This window comes from Kaistia hirudinis (genome assembly GCF_014196455.1).
GTDB lineage: Bacteria > Pseudomonadota > Alphaproteobacteria > Rhizobiales > Kaistiaceae > Kaistia > Kaistia hirudinis.
Genome location: NZ_JACIDS010000001.1, coordinates 756,673 through 771,445, shown reverse-complemented (window position 1 = coordinate 771,445; position 14,773 = coordinate 756,673). Strand labels below are relative to the sequence as shown.

Below are 14,773 nucleotides of genomic sequence, written 5' to 3'. Positions count from 1 at the left end.
GAGGTGACGCGCCGTGTCCGAGAGAGCCGCGCCAGCTGATGCTGGCCGTCCGCTCGTCGATGAGGTAGCCCGCCTTCTCGATGGCGCCAACATCGTCATTCATGGCCGCGAGGGGCGTATCCGCGCCTGGTCGAGCGGCGCCGAGCTGCTCTATGGCTGGAAGCGCGATGAGGCCTTGGGCCGAAACGTCGACGAGTTGTTGTCGACCGTCTATCCGGAGCCGCCGCAAGCCATTTTCGACGCCGTCCGGGAATTCGGCGCCTGGGAAGGCGAATTGCTCCACCACCATCGCGACGGTGGCGAAATCTGGGTCGCGAGTCGATGGCTTCCCCTGCCGGTCGCGGACGGCGAACAGCCAGCCTTTCTCGAGACGAACAGCGACATTTCCAGTCTGCGCGAGGCGCAGGCCGATCTTGCGAGCCGCGAGGCGCATCTGCGCTCCATTCTCGAGACCGTGCCGGAGGCGATGATCGTCGTCGACGACAGCGGCACCGTGACATCCTTCAGCGTTGCTGCGGAACGGCTGTTCGGCTTCCGCGCCCCCGAAGTCTGCGGCAAGAATGTCCGCATTCTCATGCCCTCGCCCGATCGCGAACGGCATGACGAGTATATCCATCGCTACCTCACCACCGGCGAGCGGCGGATCATCGGCTATGGCCGCGTCGTCACGGGGCGCAAGAAGGACGGCTCGACCTTCCCGATGGAGCTCGCGGTCGGCGAGGCGATCTCGCAGGGCCGGCGCATCTTCACCGGCTTCATCCGCGACCTGACCAGCCGCCACCGCATGGAGGAGGAGCTCCGCCAGTCGCAGAAGATGGAGGCGGTCGGGCAGCTCACGGGCGGCATCGCGCATGACTTCAACAATCTGCTGACCGTCATCAGCGGCAATCTGGAGATGATCGAGAGCCGCGTGGCCGATCCCCAGATCCTCGAACTGCTCCGCGAGGCGCAGGATGCGGCCGACGACGGCGCCAAGCTCACGGGCCAGCTTCTCGCTTTCGGGCGCCGCCAGCCGCTCAATCCGAAGCCGACCGACGTCGCGCAGCTCGTCACCAATTTCGCCGGCCTGCTGCGGCGGACGCTCGGCGAGACGGTCGAATTGCGCACCGTGGTGACGGGAAGCTCGCATCTCGCGCTGATCGACGGCTCGCAGCTGCAGAATGCCCTGCTCAACCTGGTCCTGAACGCCCGCGACGCGATGCCGAGGGGCGGTCGGCTGACGGTCGAGGTTTCGCGCAGCGTGCTCGACCGGGACTATGCGGAAATGTATCCGGGCGTGCGCAGCGGCTCCTTCGTGCTGGTCTCGGTGACCGACACCGGCAGCGGCATGACCGCGGAGGTCAAGCAGCGCGCCTTCGAGCCCTTCTTCACGACCAAGGGCGTCAGCTCGGGAACCGGTCTCGGCCTCAGCATGGTCTATGGCTTCGTCAAGCAGTCGGGCGGCCACGTCCAACTCTATAGCGAGCCGGGGCAGGGGACCAGCGTGCGGCTGTTCCTGCCCAGCACCGGCGTGCAGAAGGCGGGGCCGGCCGGCCAGGCGGGTGCGGAGCCCGAGGCGCTGCCGGGCGGCGACGAACTGATCCTCGTGGTCGAGGACGATGTGCGCGTGCGCCGGGTTGCCGTCGCGCGGCTGCAGAACAATGGCTACGAGGTAGTCGAGGCCGGCACCGGCGCGGAAGCGCTGGAATTGCTGCGCGCGCTGCCGCGGATCCGCCTGCTCTTCACGGATGTCATCATGCCGGGCGGCATGACGGGCGACGAGCTCGCGCGCGAGGCGCGGAAAATGCGGCCGGACATCAAGGTGCTCTTCACCTCCGGCTATGCCGAACCGAGCATCGCCGGCCGGGAACTGTCGCAGGACGAGAGCTGGCTCAAGAAGCCCTATACGGCGCGCGAACTCGCCCTGCGCCTCCGCGAAATCCTCGATTCGCCCTAGGCTTTGGCCCGTCGGGCCCCTGGCGGGTATCGGCGTGGCGGATGGCGATCTTCTTGCCGAGGGCGGCCGTCATCCGGCCGCCCTCGTTATTCGTCAACGGTTGTCGAGTTGTGCGCGGACCGCCTCGAGGCCGAGGCGGGTGATCCGGTAGGGCGCGCCGCCGCGGGATGCGATGAGGCGCCGCCGTTTCAGGCGCTTGAAGAGTTCGATCGTTCCGTCGACCAGCCGAAAGCCGTCGCGCGTCATGCAGTCGACGGCGACGATGGCGCCCTTCGTGTCACGGATATGGTTGATCTGGCCGCCCTGGGCCAAGGCGTGCAGCACGCGCTGCTCGCATCGTGAGATGTTCATGATGTCCGTCGGAAATCCGGTAGCAGAAAGCCGCAACAAAGCGGGCCGCGACGCGTTGCATCGCGGGCTTTCTTCCCTGCCCATCACGGGCAGGGTTCACCGGGCCTCAGTCGAACTTGACATCCACGCTCCTATGGGACGCGATTGAGATAGCGACCCCGCGCTGGAAGCGCAAGGTTTGCGGCAGCAACGGGAGGAACCGATGCCCGACACCAAGCAAGCCGCCACGGACGTCTTTTCGGATGCGCTGGCCGCCCAGGAGCCGCCCAGACACTGGCCGGCGCCGCTGCGGGCGTTGTTTCTCGCCGAGAAGGGCGACTGGAACGGCGCGCATGAGCTCGTCCAGCACGGTGAGGACCGTGCCTCGGCCTGGGTGCATGCGCATCTGCATCGCGCCGAGGGCGACGACTGGAATGCGCGCTACTGGTATCGCCAGGCTGGAGAGGCGGAAGGGGCAGGGGATCTGCCGGCCGAGCGGCTCTCGATCGCCGGCGCTCTGATGGTGCGCGGCGGGCTCTGAGGCGGCGTCAGCCGGCCTCTTCCGCGAGCAGGGCCAGCGCCCTCTCGATCGTCGCGCGGCGGACACCCGAGCGGTCGAGACCGGCGAAGACATGCACGGCGTGCCGGGCGCTACGCCCCTTGCGGATGACGCCGAAATGGACGAGGCCGACCGGCTTCTCGGCCGATCCGCCATTGGGGCCGGCGATCCCGGTCACGGCGACGGCGAGATCCGCCTGCGAGCGGACGAGGGCGCCTTCCACCATCGCGAGCGCGACCTCGCGGCTGACCGCGCCGACCTGCTCGATGAGGTCCGCGGGCACGCCGAGCATCGCCGTCTTGGCTGCGTTCGAATAGGTGACGAAGCCGCGATCGACGACGGATGACGAGCCGGACACCTCGGTCAGCGTTCCGGCGATCAGCCCGCCGGTGCAGGATTCGGCCGTCGCGATCATCAGTCCCGACGCGGTGCAGCGCCGGATCAGCGCCTCGGCGGCGGGCAGCAGCGGCGTCAGGTCGGTCATGATTCATCCTCCGAGGCGGGCAGGCTCACGCTCGCCGTGCCAATTGCGGCGATGCCCTCGCCGCGGCCGACAAAGCCGAGCTTCTCGTTCGTCGTCGCCTTGACCGCGACGCGGCCGATGCCGACCCCGGCGATCTCCGCGATGCGGGCGCGCATCGCGTCCCGGTGCGGGCCGACCTTCGGTCCTTCCGCGACGATGGCGAGGTCGAGATTGAGGATCCGCCCGCCGCGCGCGCGCAGCAGCTTGACCGCATGCGCCAGGAAGCGGTCGGACGAGGCGCCGCGCCACTGCGGGTCTGAAGGCGGGAAATGCGTGCCAATATCGCCTTCCGCGATCGCGCCGAGCACCGCGTCTGTTAGAGCGTGCAGCGCGACGTCGGCGTCCGAATGGCCCGCGAGGCGCTTGCCATAGGGAATGCGGATACCGCCGAGCCAGACGGCATCGCCATCGGTGAAGGGATGCACGTCATAGCCGGTGCCGACCCGCGTCTCGCGCGGCAGCGACGGATTCAGCCGCTCCTCGGCCATGGCGATATCCTCCGGCGTGGTGAGCTTCGCATTGCCGCGCTCGCCCGGAACCAGGCGGACCGCGATCCCCGCCCATTCGGCGATGCTGGCATCGTCGGTGACGGGGATGCCCGCTTCGGCCGCGCGCCTGTGCGCATCGAGGATCGCGGCGAAACGAAAGCCCTGCGGTGTTTCCGCGGCGAACAGGCCTTCGCGCGGCACCGTGTCGGCGACGATGTCTTCCGCGCCGCGCTTCAGTGTGTCCGTGACCGGCGAGGCGGCCAGCGCGGCTTCGGCCTCGTCGAGCGCATCGATGACGCGGTCGATCAGCCCATGCGAGGCGAAGGGGCGCACTGCATCGTGAATCAGCACCCGGTCGGGCGACAAGCCAGCGAGCGCCTCGAGCCCGGCGAGAACCGATTCCTGCCGGCTGGCGCCGCCGGCGACCGGCGCGGCGAGCCCTTCGAGGCCGGCCAGGGCCTCGTCATAGAGCGCGCGGTCGTCGGGATGGATGACCACGGCCACGGCATCGATCCGCGGATGCGCGGCAAATCGTTCCGCCGTGTGCCGGATTATGGCCTTGCCTGCGACGGCCCTATACTGCTTCGGTATTCCGCCGCCCGCGCGCACACCCCGTCCGGCCGCGACAATGAGCGCGACGACACGTTCGGGATCGGCTTTTGGCATGGCTTGCTTCCGTCGTGCCTGTGTATCTGGACCGCTTGCCGCGCATGGATCGGAGATTTCGGCTGGGCGTGCAACAAGACTCTTGCCGCGCCGCAATCCCTGACTAATATGTGGGCAGCCATAGCCATGCCTATTCGGTAGTCAATTGATCGAAAACTCAACCCTGCTGCGCCAGCTGGCGCAGCCGCTGCGCATCGGGGATGTCGAGATCGGCAATCGCGTGATCCTCGCGCCGATGTCCGGCGTGTCGGATCGTCCGTTCCGGCGCATCGCCGCCGATGCCGGTGCCGGGCTCGTGGTGTCCGAAATGGTGGCGAGCGAAGAGCTTGCCATCGGCAGCCCGGAGACGCTGCTCCGCGCCGAGGCAACGGGCAATGCGCTTCATGTCGTGCAACTCGCCGGGCGCGAGGCGCACTGGATGGCCGAGGGCGCCCGCGCCGCAGCCGATTCCGGCGCGGATATCATCGACATCAATATGGGCTGCCCCGCCAAGCGGGTCACGACGGGCTATTCCGGCTCGGCGCTGATGCGCGATCTCGACCATGCGTTGACGCTGATCGAGGCGACGATCGCCGCGAGCCCGGTCACCGTGACGCTCAAGATGCGGCTCGGCTGGGACGATGCCTCCATCAATGCGCCGGAACTCGCCCGCCGCGCCGAGGCCGCCGGGGTCGCGATGGTCACGGTCCATGGCCGCACGCGCTGCCAGTTCTACAAGGGCTCGGCAGACTGGTCGAAGGTGCGCGCCGTCCGGGAGGCGATCTCGATTCCGCTGATCGTGAATGGCGACATCGAATCGGTCGAGGACGCCGCGACGGCGCTCGCGCGCTCCGGCGCTGACGGCGTCATGATCGGCCGCGGCGCCTATGGCCGTCCATGGCTGCCCGGCCATGTCGCGGCCTATTGCCGGACCGGGACGATGCCGGAGGCGCCGACGGGCGACGCGCTTGTCGAACTGCTCATCGCGCAGTTCGAGGAGATGGTGGAGCTCTACGGGCCGATCGTCGGCGTGCGCCAGGCCCGCAAGCATCTCGCCTGGACCATCGAACGCCTGCCGGCCGGAAGCCTCGACGAGGCGGCACGGCTGGCGATCCTGACCGAGAAGCGTCCGGCGCGGGTCGTCGCGCTGCTCGGCAACCATTTGAGCGCCGAGTCGCTCCGGAGGGCGGCATGAGCGTACCCACACCCGCGGCACGCAAGGCGACCGAAAACAGCGCCGCGCTGTTGCTCGACGCACTGCCGCATCCGGTGCTCCTCGTCGATGCCGACGGCCATGTCAGCGAGGCGAACAGCGCCGCCGAGGATTTCTTCCAGGTGTCGATTGCGATGCTGCGCCGGCAGCCGCTGGCCAATTTCGTGCCCTTCGGCAGCCCGCTGCTCGCTTTGATCGAGCAGGTGCGCATGCGCGGCTCGGCGGTGAATGAATATCGCGTCGATGTCGGAACGCCGCGCAATGGCTCCGAACGGATCGTCGACATCTATGCCTCGCCGATCCTGGAGCGCCCCAACGCCGTCGTCGTCATGCTGCAGGAGCGCACCATGGCGGAGAAGATCGATCGCCAGCTGACCCATCGCGGCGCGGCGCGCTCCGTCACCGGCCTCGCCGCGATGCTGGCGCATGAGATCAAGAACCCGCTCTCGGGCATTCGCGGCGCCGCGCAGCTGCTCGAATCCTCGGTCGACGACAATGACCGCGCGCTGACGCGGCTGATCACCGACGAGGCCGATCGCATCGTGAAGCTGGTCGACCGCATGGAAGTCTTCTCCGACGAGCGGCCGATCGAGCGTGAGCCCGTCAACATCCATGTGGTGCTCGAGCATGTGAAGCGGCTCGCCCAATCCGGCTTTGCCCGCAACATCCGCATCATCGAGGAATATGATCCGTCGCTGCCGCCGGTCTTCGCCAACCGCGACCAGCTGATCCAGGTCTTCCTCAATCTGGTCAAGAATGCCGCCGAGGCCATCGGTGACGATATCGACGGCGAGATCCTTCTGACGACGGCGTTTCGGCCCGGCATCCGTCTCTCGGTTCCGGGCTCGGCCAATCGCGTCACGCTGCCGCTCGAATTCTCCGTGCGCGACAACGGCCCCGGCGTGCCGCCCGAGATCCTCCCGCATCTGTTCGATCCCTTCGTCACGACCAAGACCAATGGCACGGGCCTCGGCCTCGCGCTGGTCGCCAAGATCATCGGCGACCATGGCGGCGTGATCGAATGCGAGTCGCAACAGAACAGAACGACATTCCGCGTGCTGATGCCGGCCTATCCGGGCGCGCTCCCCACCGACAAGGATGAGTGACATGCCGATCGGCAACATTCTGGTCGCCGACGACGACGCGGCGATCCGTACGGTCCTGAACCAGGCGCTCTCGCGCGCGGGCTATGAGGTCCGCCTGACGTCCAACGCGGCCACGCTCTGGCGTTGGGTCAGCCAGGGGGAGGGCGATCTCGTCATCACCGACGTCGTCATGCCCGATGAGAACGCCTTCGACCTGATCCCGCGCATCAAGCGGGCGCGGCCGGAACTGCCGATCATCGTGATGAGCGCGCAGAACACCTTCATGACGGCGATCCGCGCTTCGGAGAAGGGCGCCTACGAATATCTGCCGAAGCCGTTCGACCTGAAGGAGCTGATCTCGATCGTCGGGCGCGCGCTCGCCGAGCCGAAGCTGCGCCGGCAGGAGAGCCATGTCGACGAGGGCAGCGACAATATTCCGCTCGTCGGCCGCTCGCCGGCGATGCAGGACATCTATCGCGTTCTCGCGCGGCTGATGCAGACCGACCTGACGGTCATGATCTCCGGCGAATCCGGCACGGGCAAGGAACTGGTCGCCCGCGCGCTGCACGATTATGGCAAGCGCCGCACCGGACCCTTCGTCGCCATCAACATGGCGGCGATCCCGCGCGATCTGATCGAAAGCGAGCTGTTCGGCCATGAGAAGGGCGCCTTCACCGGCGCGCAGGCGCGCTCGGCCGGCCGCTTCGAGCAGGCCGAGGGCGGCACGCTCTTCCTCGACGAGATCGGCGACATGCCGATGGAGGCGCAGACGCGGCTGCTGCGCGTCCTGCAGCAGGGCGAATATACGACGGTCGGCGGTCGCACGCCGATCAAGACCGATGTGCGCATCATCGCAGCGACCAACAAGGATCTCCGGATCCTCATCAACCAGGGCATGTTCCGCGAGGATCTGTTCTTCCGCCTGAATGTCGTGCCGATTCGCCTGCCGCCGCTGCGCGAGCGCTCGGAGGATATTCCGGATCTCGTGCGCCACTTCTTCGCGCTCGTCGAAAAGGAAGGCCTGCCGCACAAGCAGATCGAGCCGTCCGCGATCGAACGGCTGAAGCGCTATCGCTGGCCCGGCAATGTGCGCGAGCTCGAGAACCTCATTCGCCGTCTGGCGGCGCTCTATCCGCAGGACTCGATCACCGAAAACATCATCGACACCGAGCTCGACCAGCCGGCGGTGAGCCTCGCCGCGCCGGAATCGGCGATGGAGGACACGCTCGCCGGTTCGATGGAGCGCCATCTGGCGGCCTATTTCCACGGCTTCGGCGACAATCTCCCCCCACCGGGGCTCTATCACCGCATCCTGCGCGAGGTGGAGTATCCGCTGATCAGCACGGCGCTTGCGGCCACGCGCGGCAACCAGATCAAGGCGGCCGAGCTGCTCGGCGTCAACCGCAACACGCTGCGCAAGAAGATCCGGGACCTGGACGTGCAGGTGATCCGGTCTTCGCGCTGAGGATAAGTGAGGCGGCTGTTGCCGCTTCGCCACAATGATGTTGCAATTCGGTCTCAGCTTCGGCGCATGTCGGATTCGAGACCAACCGTGACGCGCCGGACGAGAGGGCACCTTTCGTGACGGCCGTCGCAGATACCCAAGCCCCGATCTCTACCGAGCAGGAGCCGAAGCGCCGGCGCCTGACCGTGCGCGGTGCCGGCTACGTGACCGTGGTGCTCGCCCTGTCGAGCGCCGGCGCCTCGCTCTTCCTCCTGATGGGTCTCACGCCCATCGAGCCGACGGAGCAGGTCGTCTTCTGGGCGCTGGTCGTGAACGGCCTGCTCACGGCGCTGCTGGTCGTGGAAACCGCGATCGAGGTCGGCGTGCTGATACGCGCCCGGAGGCGCGGCCGTGCCGCAGCGCGGCTGCATATCCGCATTGTCGGCCTGTTCTCGATCGTCGCGGTGGTGCCTGCGATCATCATGGCGATCGTCGCGTCGGTGACGCTCAACCGGGGGCTCGACCACTGGTTCTCGGAGCGAACGCGCTCGATCGTCGACACCTCGCTGCAGATCGCCCAGGCCTATGCGGACGACCATACGCGTGCGCTCAAGGTCGACATCATGAGCCTCAAGACGGATTTCGAGCGCGCGCAGACGCTGCTCGTCAATGATCCGGACCAGTTCCAGAAGTTCATGAACTCGATCGCGGCGCTGCGCGGCGTGCCCGGCGTCTATCTGGTGAAGCCGAATGGCGAGATGATCGCCCAGTCCGACTACCAGTTCTCGGCCGATTTTCCGCCCCCGCCCCAAGACGCCATGGATCAGGCGGCGAAGCCGGGGAGCCAGCCGGTGCTGATCCCGCCGGGGCAAACCAATGTCATCGGCGGCGTGGTTCGCCTCGACAATTACAACGATGTGTTCCTCTACATCGCCCGCGAGATCGATCCCAAGGTCCTCGCCTATATCGCCAAAACGAGCGCCAGCGTCGACGAATATAAGAGCCTCGCCGCGACGCGCCTCGGCGTCCAGATCGCGTTTGGCGTGCTGTATCTCGGCCTCGCCCTCGTTCTCCTACTCTCGGCGATCTGGCTCGGCATCGGCCTTGCCAACCGCCTCGTCTCGCCGATCCGCCGCCTCATTGATGCGGCCGACGAGATCGGCCGCGGCAATCTCGAGGTCACCGTGCCGTTCCGCAGCGCGGATGGCGATCTCGGCGCGCTCGGCGCGACCTTCAACACCATGACGGCGGAGCTGCGCAGCCAGCGCGCCGAGCTGATGGCCGCGAGCGCCCAGATCGACGCGCGCCGCCGCTTCTCGGAAGCGGTGCTCGCCGGCGTCAGCGCCGGCGTCATCGGCACGGATGCGCAGGGCACGGTCACGATCATCAATCGCGGCGCGCTGCGCGTGCTCGGCTCCGGCGACATTGTCGGCCGGTCGATCTTCGAAGTCGCGCCGGAGCTCCACGGCGTCATGGAAGCGACGCTCGGCGATGCCTATCGCGCCGAGCACCGCGATCAGGTGACGATCGTGCGCGACGGGCGCGAGCGCATCATCAATGTCCGCGTCACGACCGAGGCGGCGGAATCGAGCCAGCACGGCTACGTCATCACGCTCGACGACATCACCGACCTCGTGGCCGCCCAGCGGAGCTCCGCCTGGGCCGACGTCGCGCGGCGCATCGCGCATGAGATCAAGAACCCGCTGACCCCGATCCAGCTCTCCGCCGAGCGGCTGAAACGCCGTTTCGGCAAGACCGTGACCGAGGGCAAGGACGTGTTCGACCAGTGCACGGACACGATCATCCGGCAGGTCGGCGATATCGGGCGCATGGTGGACGAGTTCTCGTCCTTCGCCCGTATGCCGAAGCCGACCATGGAGAAGCGCAATCTCGGCGAGGCCGTGCGCGAGGCGGTGTTCCTGCAGGAAGTCGCGCATCCGGAAATCACTTTCCGCACGGACTTGCCCTATGAGCCCATGATGGGGCAGTTCGATCCTCGGCTGGTGTCGCAGGTGTTCACCAATGTCGTGAAGAACGCGACGGAGGCGATCGCGGCGCTGCCGCCCGAAGATCAAGCCGGCGCCAGCATCACCGTGCTCGGCCGGGTCGAGGGCGAGCGCAACATCATCGAGGTCATCGATACGGGCATCGGCCTGCCGGTGGAGAATCGCCACCGGCTGCTGGAGCCCTATATGACGACGCGCGAGAAGGGCACGGGGCTCGGTCTCGCCATCGTCAGCAAGATCATCGAGGAGCACGGCGGAACGCTGGAACTCCTCGATTCACCCGCCGTGGCGGCCGGAGGGAGGGGCGCCATGATCCGCATTTCGCTACCGCGCGTCGAGCCGATCGCCGATCCGGCTGATCGGACCGTCGTGCCGGAAGCTGCCGCTACGGCGCCAAACTGAAGAAGCAGAACCATGCCTTCTGATATTTTGATCATTGACGACGAAGCCGATATCCGCGGACTGGTTGCCGGCATCCTGGAGGATGAAGGCCACGGCACCCGCACCGCCGGCGACACGGACAAGGCGCTGGCCGAGATCGAGATGCGCCGGCCCAATCTGGTATTTCTCGACATCTGGCTGACCGGCAGCCGCATTGACGGCCTCACCCTGCTCGACACGATCAAGGCGCAATATCCCGACGTGCCCGTGGTCATGATCTCCGGTCACGGCAATGTCGAGACGGCGGTCTCCGCCATCAAACGCGGCGCCTATGACTATATCGAGAAGCCGTTCAAGGCCGATCGGCTGGTGCTCGTCGCCGAGCGCGCGCTCGAAGCCTCGAAGCTTCGCCGCGAGGTGAAGGAACTGCGCCAGCGGGCGGGCGATACCTCGGCGCTGATCGGCTCGTCGGTGGCGATGAACCATCTCCGCCAGACGATCGAGCGCGTCGCGCCCACCAACAGCCGCATCATGATCTCGGGCTCGTCCGGCGCCGGCAAGGAAACGGTGGCGCGCACGATCCACGAGGCGTCGCATCGCGCGTCCGGTCCCTTCATCGTCCTCAATGCCGCGGCGATCACGCCGGACCGGATGGAGCACGAGCTGTTCGGCACCGAGAATGTCGATGGCGGTCCGCGCAAGATCGGCGCGCTCGAAGAGGCGCATGGCGGCACGCTCTATCTCGACGAAGTCGCTGACATGCCGCGCGAGACGCAGGGCAAGATCCTGCGCGTCCTGATCGAGCAGAACTTCCTGCGCGTCGGCGGCACGACCCGCGTCAATGTCGATGTGCGCATCATCTCCTCGACCGCGCGTGACCTCGAGCGGGAGATCCAGGAGGGCAGCTTCCGCGAGGATCTCTTCCACCGCCTGTCGGTGGTGCCGCTCCGCGTGCCGGCTCTGGCCGAACGCCGCGACGACATTCCCTCGCTGGTGCAGCACTTCATCCAGCAGATCTCGGTGACCACCGGGCTGCCGGTGCGCAAGGTCGGCGACGATGCGCTGGCCGTGCTCCAGGCGCATGACTGGCCGGGCAATATCCGCCAGCTGCGCAACAATATCGAACGGCTGCTGATACTGGCGCGCGGCGACGAGAACCAGCTCATCACGGCCGATATGCTGCCTCCGGAGGTCGGCGAATTGCTGCCGACGACGCCCAATCGGGGCGGCGAGCATTTGATGTCGCTGCCGCTGCGCGATGCGCGCGAGATCTTCGAGCGCGAATATCTTACGGCGCAGGTGAACCGCTTCGGCGGCAACATCTCGCGCACGGCGGAATTCGTCGGCATGGAGCGCTCGGCACTTCACCGCAAGCTCAAGTCGCTCGGCGTCGGCTGATCGGCATCCGGCACGCCGGCGTCATCCCGGGCGCTTCGCAAAACCGCGCGAACGCGGCTATGCTTCGCCCGCACTATTCCACTCCGCTCTCAGGCCTCATCATGTCCCGTATCGCCTATGTCAACGGCCGCTATGTCCGCCACGCCGAAGCTGCCGTCCATGTCGAGGATCGCGGCTATCAGTTCGCCGATGGCGTCTATGAGGTGTGCGAGATCCGGGACGGTTTCCTCACCGACGAGCGCCGCCACATCGACCGCCTGATTCGCTCGCTCGCCGAACTTCGCATCCGCATGCCGATGAGCCGCGCCGCGCTCGGCGTCGTGCTGCGCGAGGTCGTGCGCCGCAACCATGTGCGCGACGGGCTCGTCTATCTCCAGATCACGCGCGGCGTCGCGCCGCGCAACCATCCGTTCCCTTCGCCGGAGACCGAGCCGGCGCTCGTCGTGACGGCGAAGTCGGTGCCGCGCAGCGTCCATGACCATTCGGCCGAGACGGGGATCGCCGTCATCACGCTGCCCGACAATCGCTGGGACCGCGTCGACATCAAGACGGTCGGCCTGCTGCCCAACGTGCTCGCCAAGCAGGCCGCGCGTGATGCGGGGGTGTATGAGGCCTGGCTCTACGACGCGGATGGCAACGTCACCGAGGGTTCTTCGACCAATGCCTGGATCGTGACGGCGGACGGGACGCTCGTGACGCGGCCGGCCGAGCATGGGATCCTGCGCGGCATCACGCGCACGGTTCTGATGGAGGTCGCCGCGCGACTCGGCGTCAAGGTCGAGGAGCGCAAGTTCAGCGTGGAGGAGGCGAAGCGTGCGCGTGAGGCCTTCATCACGGGCGCCACGACCATCGTGACGCCGGTCGTCAAGATCGACGATCAGGTGATCGGCAATGGCGCGCCCGGCAGCGTCGCGACCGCATTGCGCAAGGCATTTCACGATTCCGCCGAGCGTGCGCCGCGCTGGTCGCATGGCTGAGACGCCATACTGCACTGCAAAATCAGTGCTGCATTGCATTTCCGGGGTGACGTGCGCCCATTAAGCGGGCAAACTGTTTCGCAGGTCGCGACCTGCGCGACCGTCGGGACTGTCGTCCCCAACAAAGTCGAGGCGTGAGAGACACGAATGGCGGACCGCGCACAGAACCTTCAAGACACGTTCCTGAACCATGTCCGTAAGAGCAAGACCCCGCTGACGATCTTCCTGGTCAACGGCGTGAAGCTGCAGGGCATCGTCACCTGGTTCGACAATTTCTGCGTCCTCCTGCGGCGCGACGGACATTCGCAGCTCGTCTACAAGCACGCGATCTCGACGATCATGCCGGGCGCGCCGGTCCAGCTCTTTGAGCCCGGCGAAGACGGCGACCGATCGGGAGCCTGATGATCGAGGAAACGGAGTTTCCGGATGACGCCGAGCATCCGGACACCGAAGACGAGGCCGTGGAGCGGGATGCCGACAAGGCGCTCGTCCTCGTGCCGTTGCGCAGCGCGCGCCATCGGCGAGGTTCGGCAGATGCCCGCCTGAACGAGCGTGGCGGCAAGGCGCGGCTCGACGAGGCCGTCGGCCTCGCGGCCGCGATCGACCTCGACATTGTCGGCGCCGAAACGGTACCGCTTTCCGCGCCGCGGCCGGCGACGTTGTTCGGTAGCGGCAAGGTCGACGAGATCGCCGCGATCGTGGCCGAGCGCGGGGCAGGTCTCGTGGTCGTCGATCACGCTCTGTCGCCCGTGCAGCAGCGCAATCTCGAAAAGGCCTGGAATGCCAAGGTCATCGACCGCACCGGCCTGATCCTGGAAATCTTCGGCGAGCGCGCGCAGACCCGCGAAGGCCGCCTTCAGGTCGAACTCGCCCATCTCAATTATCAGAAGAGCCGGCTCGTCCGCTCCTGGACCCACCTTGAGCGCCAGCGCGGCGGCTTCGGCTTTCTCGGCGGCCCCGGCGAGACGCAGATCGAGGCGGACCGGCGCGCGCTGCAGGAGCGCATCTCGCGCATCGAGCATGAGCTCGAAACCGTCGTCCGCACGCGTCGCCTGCAGCGCGAGAGCCGCCGCAAGGTGCCGCATCCCATCGTCGCGCTGGTCGGCTACACCAATGCCGGCAAGTCGACGCTGTTCAATACGCTGACCAATGCCGGCATCCTCGCCAAGGACCTGCTCTTCGCGACGCTCGATCCGACGCTGCGCCGGCTCGTCCTGCCACACGGCACCGAGGTCATCCTGTCCGACACGGTGGGCTTCATCTCGGACCTGCCGACGCATCTCGTCGCTGCCTTCCGTGCCACGCTCGAAGAGGTGGTTGAGGCGTCGCTCATCCTGCATGTGCGCGACATCGCGCATGAGGACAGCGAGGCGCAGTCCGAGGACGTGATGAAGGTGCTGGAGCAACTCGGCATCGAGATCGGCGACAGCGAACGGCTCATCGAGGTCTGGAACAAGATCGACCTGCTGCCGCCCGACGCGCGCCCGATGGACCGCCTGACGGCGGAGAAGGGCCGTCCGGCGATCGTCCCCATCTCGGCGCTCACCGGCGAGGGCATCCCGGCGCTGCTGCAGCTCATCGAGGACCGGCTGAACAAGGACCGCTTGACCTTCGAGGTCAGGCTTGCCGACGCCGCGCTATCGAAGCTGCATCGCCTCTACGAGCTCGGCGAGGTTATGGAGCGGCACGACGAGGAGGACGGGACCACCCGCATCTCCATCCGCGTTCCCGAGAAGCACGAAACCGCCTTCCACGTGGAATTCCCGGACGCCCGCGCCGCCAGCTGAC

Annotated in this window: 13 protein-coding genes; 10 read left to right on the top strand and 3 right to left on the bottom strand. The window is 67.0% G+C overall.

What is annotated here, in order from left to right; translation table 11 throughout:
- The first annotated feature begins 13 nt into the window (after positions 1–13).
- Positions 14–1,936 carry a PAS domain S-box protein gene (locus GGR25_RS03565; RefSeq protein WP_183397322.1) on the top strand — a complete coding sequence of 641 codons (1,923 nt, stop codon included), beginning with the start codon at positions 14–16 and terminating at the stop codon, positions 1,934–1,936.
- Positions 1,937–2,029: 93 nt separating this feature from the next.
- On the opposite strand, the gene GGR25_RS03560 is transcribed toward GGR25_RS03565, so the two are convergent.
- Complete coding sequence (locus GGR25_RS03560; protein ID WP_183397321.1) at positions 2,030–2,287, bottom strand: YjhX family toxin; 258 nt, start codon at positions 2,285–2,287, stop codon at positions 2,030–2,032.
- Between the two features lie 202 nt (positions 2,288–2,489).
- Between GGR25_RS03560 and GGR25_RS03555 the strand changes: the two genes are divergently transcribed.
- Entirely contained in the window at positions 2,490–2,807 is a 318-nt protein-coding gene (locus GGR25_RS03555) for a hypothetical protein (RefSeq protein ID WP_183397320.1), read from the top strand.
- Positions 2,808–2,814: 7 nt separating this feature from the next.
- Here the strand turns inward: GGR25_RS03555 and GGR25_RS03550 are convergent, their stop codons facing one another.
- Together GGR25_RS03550 and GGR25_RS03545 are read right to left on the bottom strand one after the other, a co-directional pair.
- Positions 2,815–3,309 (bottom strand): CinA family protein, encoded by a 495-nt coding sequence (locus tag GGR25_RS03550; protein ID WP_183397319.1) that lies wholly within the window; start codon positions 3,307–3,309, stop codon positions 2,815–2,817.
- Positions 3,306–4,502 carry a bifunctional 2-C-methyl-D-erythritol 4-phosphate cytidylyltransferase/2-C-methyl-D-erythritol 2,4-cyclodiphosphate synthase gene (locus GGR25_RS03545; RefSeq protein WP_183397318.1) on the bottom strand — a complete coding sequence of 399 codons (1,197 nt, stop codon included), beginning with the start codon at positions 4,500–4,502 and terminating at the stop codon, positions 3,306–3,308. The genes GGR25_RS03550 and GGR25_RS03545 overlap by 4 nt, the downstream gene beginning before the upstream one ends.
- Before the next feature lie 235 nt (positions 4,503–4,737).
- Here GGR25_RS03545 and dusB point away from each other — a divergent pair, with 235 nt between their 5' ends.
- From dusB to hflX, 8 genes are all read left to right on the top strand, one after another.
- Positions 4,738–5,676, top strand: a complete 939-nt coding sequence (gene dusB / locus GGR25_RS03540) for a tRNA dihydrouridine synthase DusB (protein WP_183397653.1) — start codon at positions 4,738–4,740, stop codon at positions 5,674–5,676.
- Entirely contained in the window at positions 5,673–6,800 is a 1,128-nt protein-coding gene (locus GGR25_RS03535) for a two-component system sensor histidine kinase NtrB (RefSeq protein ID WP_183397317.1), read from the top strand. The genes dusB and GGR25_RS03535 overlap by 4 nt, the downstream gene beginning before the upstream one ends.
- Position 6,801: 1 nt before the next feature.
- The gene (gene ntrC / locus GGR25_RS03530; protein ID WP_183397316.1) at positions 6,802–8,244 is read left to right on the top strand and encodes a nitrogen regulation protein NR(I); all 1,443 of its coding nucleotides are present in this window, start codon (positions 6,802–6,804) and stop codon (positions 8,242–8,244) included.
- A gap of 116 nt (positions 8,245–8,360) precedes the next feature.
- On the top strand, positions 8,361–10,631 hold the full coding sequence (locus GGR25_RS03525) for a sensor histidine kinase NtrY-like (RefSeq protein ID WP_343067958.1): 2,271 nt from the start codon (positions 8,361–8,363) through the stop codon (positions 10,629–10,631).
- A gap of 12 nt (positions 10,632–10,643) precedes the next feature.
- Positions 10,644–12,008 (top strand): nitrogen assimilation response regulator NtrX, encoded by a 1,365-nt coding sequence (ntrX, locus tag GGR25_RS03520; protein WP_183397315.1) that lies wholly within the window; start codon positions 10,644–10,646, stop codon positions 12,006–12,008.
- A 101-nt stretch (positions 12,009–12,109) separates the two neighbouring features.
- The gene (locus tag GGR25_RS03515; protein ID WP_183397314.1) at positions 12,110–12,985 is read left to right on the top strand and encodes a D-amino-acid transaminase; all 876 of its coding nucleotides are present in this window, start codon (positions 12,110–12,112) and stop codon (positions 12,983–12,985) included.
- A gap of 147 nt (positions 12,986–13,132) precedes the next feature.
- Positions 13,133–13,387, top strand: a complete 255-nt coding sequence (hfq, locus tag GGR25_RS03510; protein ID WP_183397313.1) for an RNA chaperone Hfq — start codon at positions 13,133–13,135, stop codon at positions 13,385–13,387.
- Positions 13,387–14,772: a GTPase HflX gene (gene hflX / locus GGR25_RS03505; protein WP_183397312.1), complete on the top strand. Its 1,386-nt coding sequence runs from the start codon at positions 13,387–13,389 to the stop codon at positions 14,770–14,772. Before hfq ends, hflX begins: the two co-directional genes overlap by 1 nt.
- Position 14,773 lies beyond the last annotated feature (1 nt).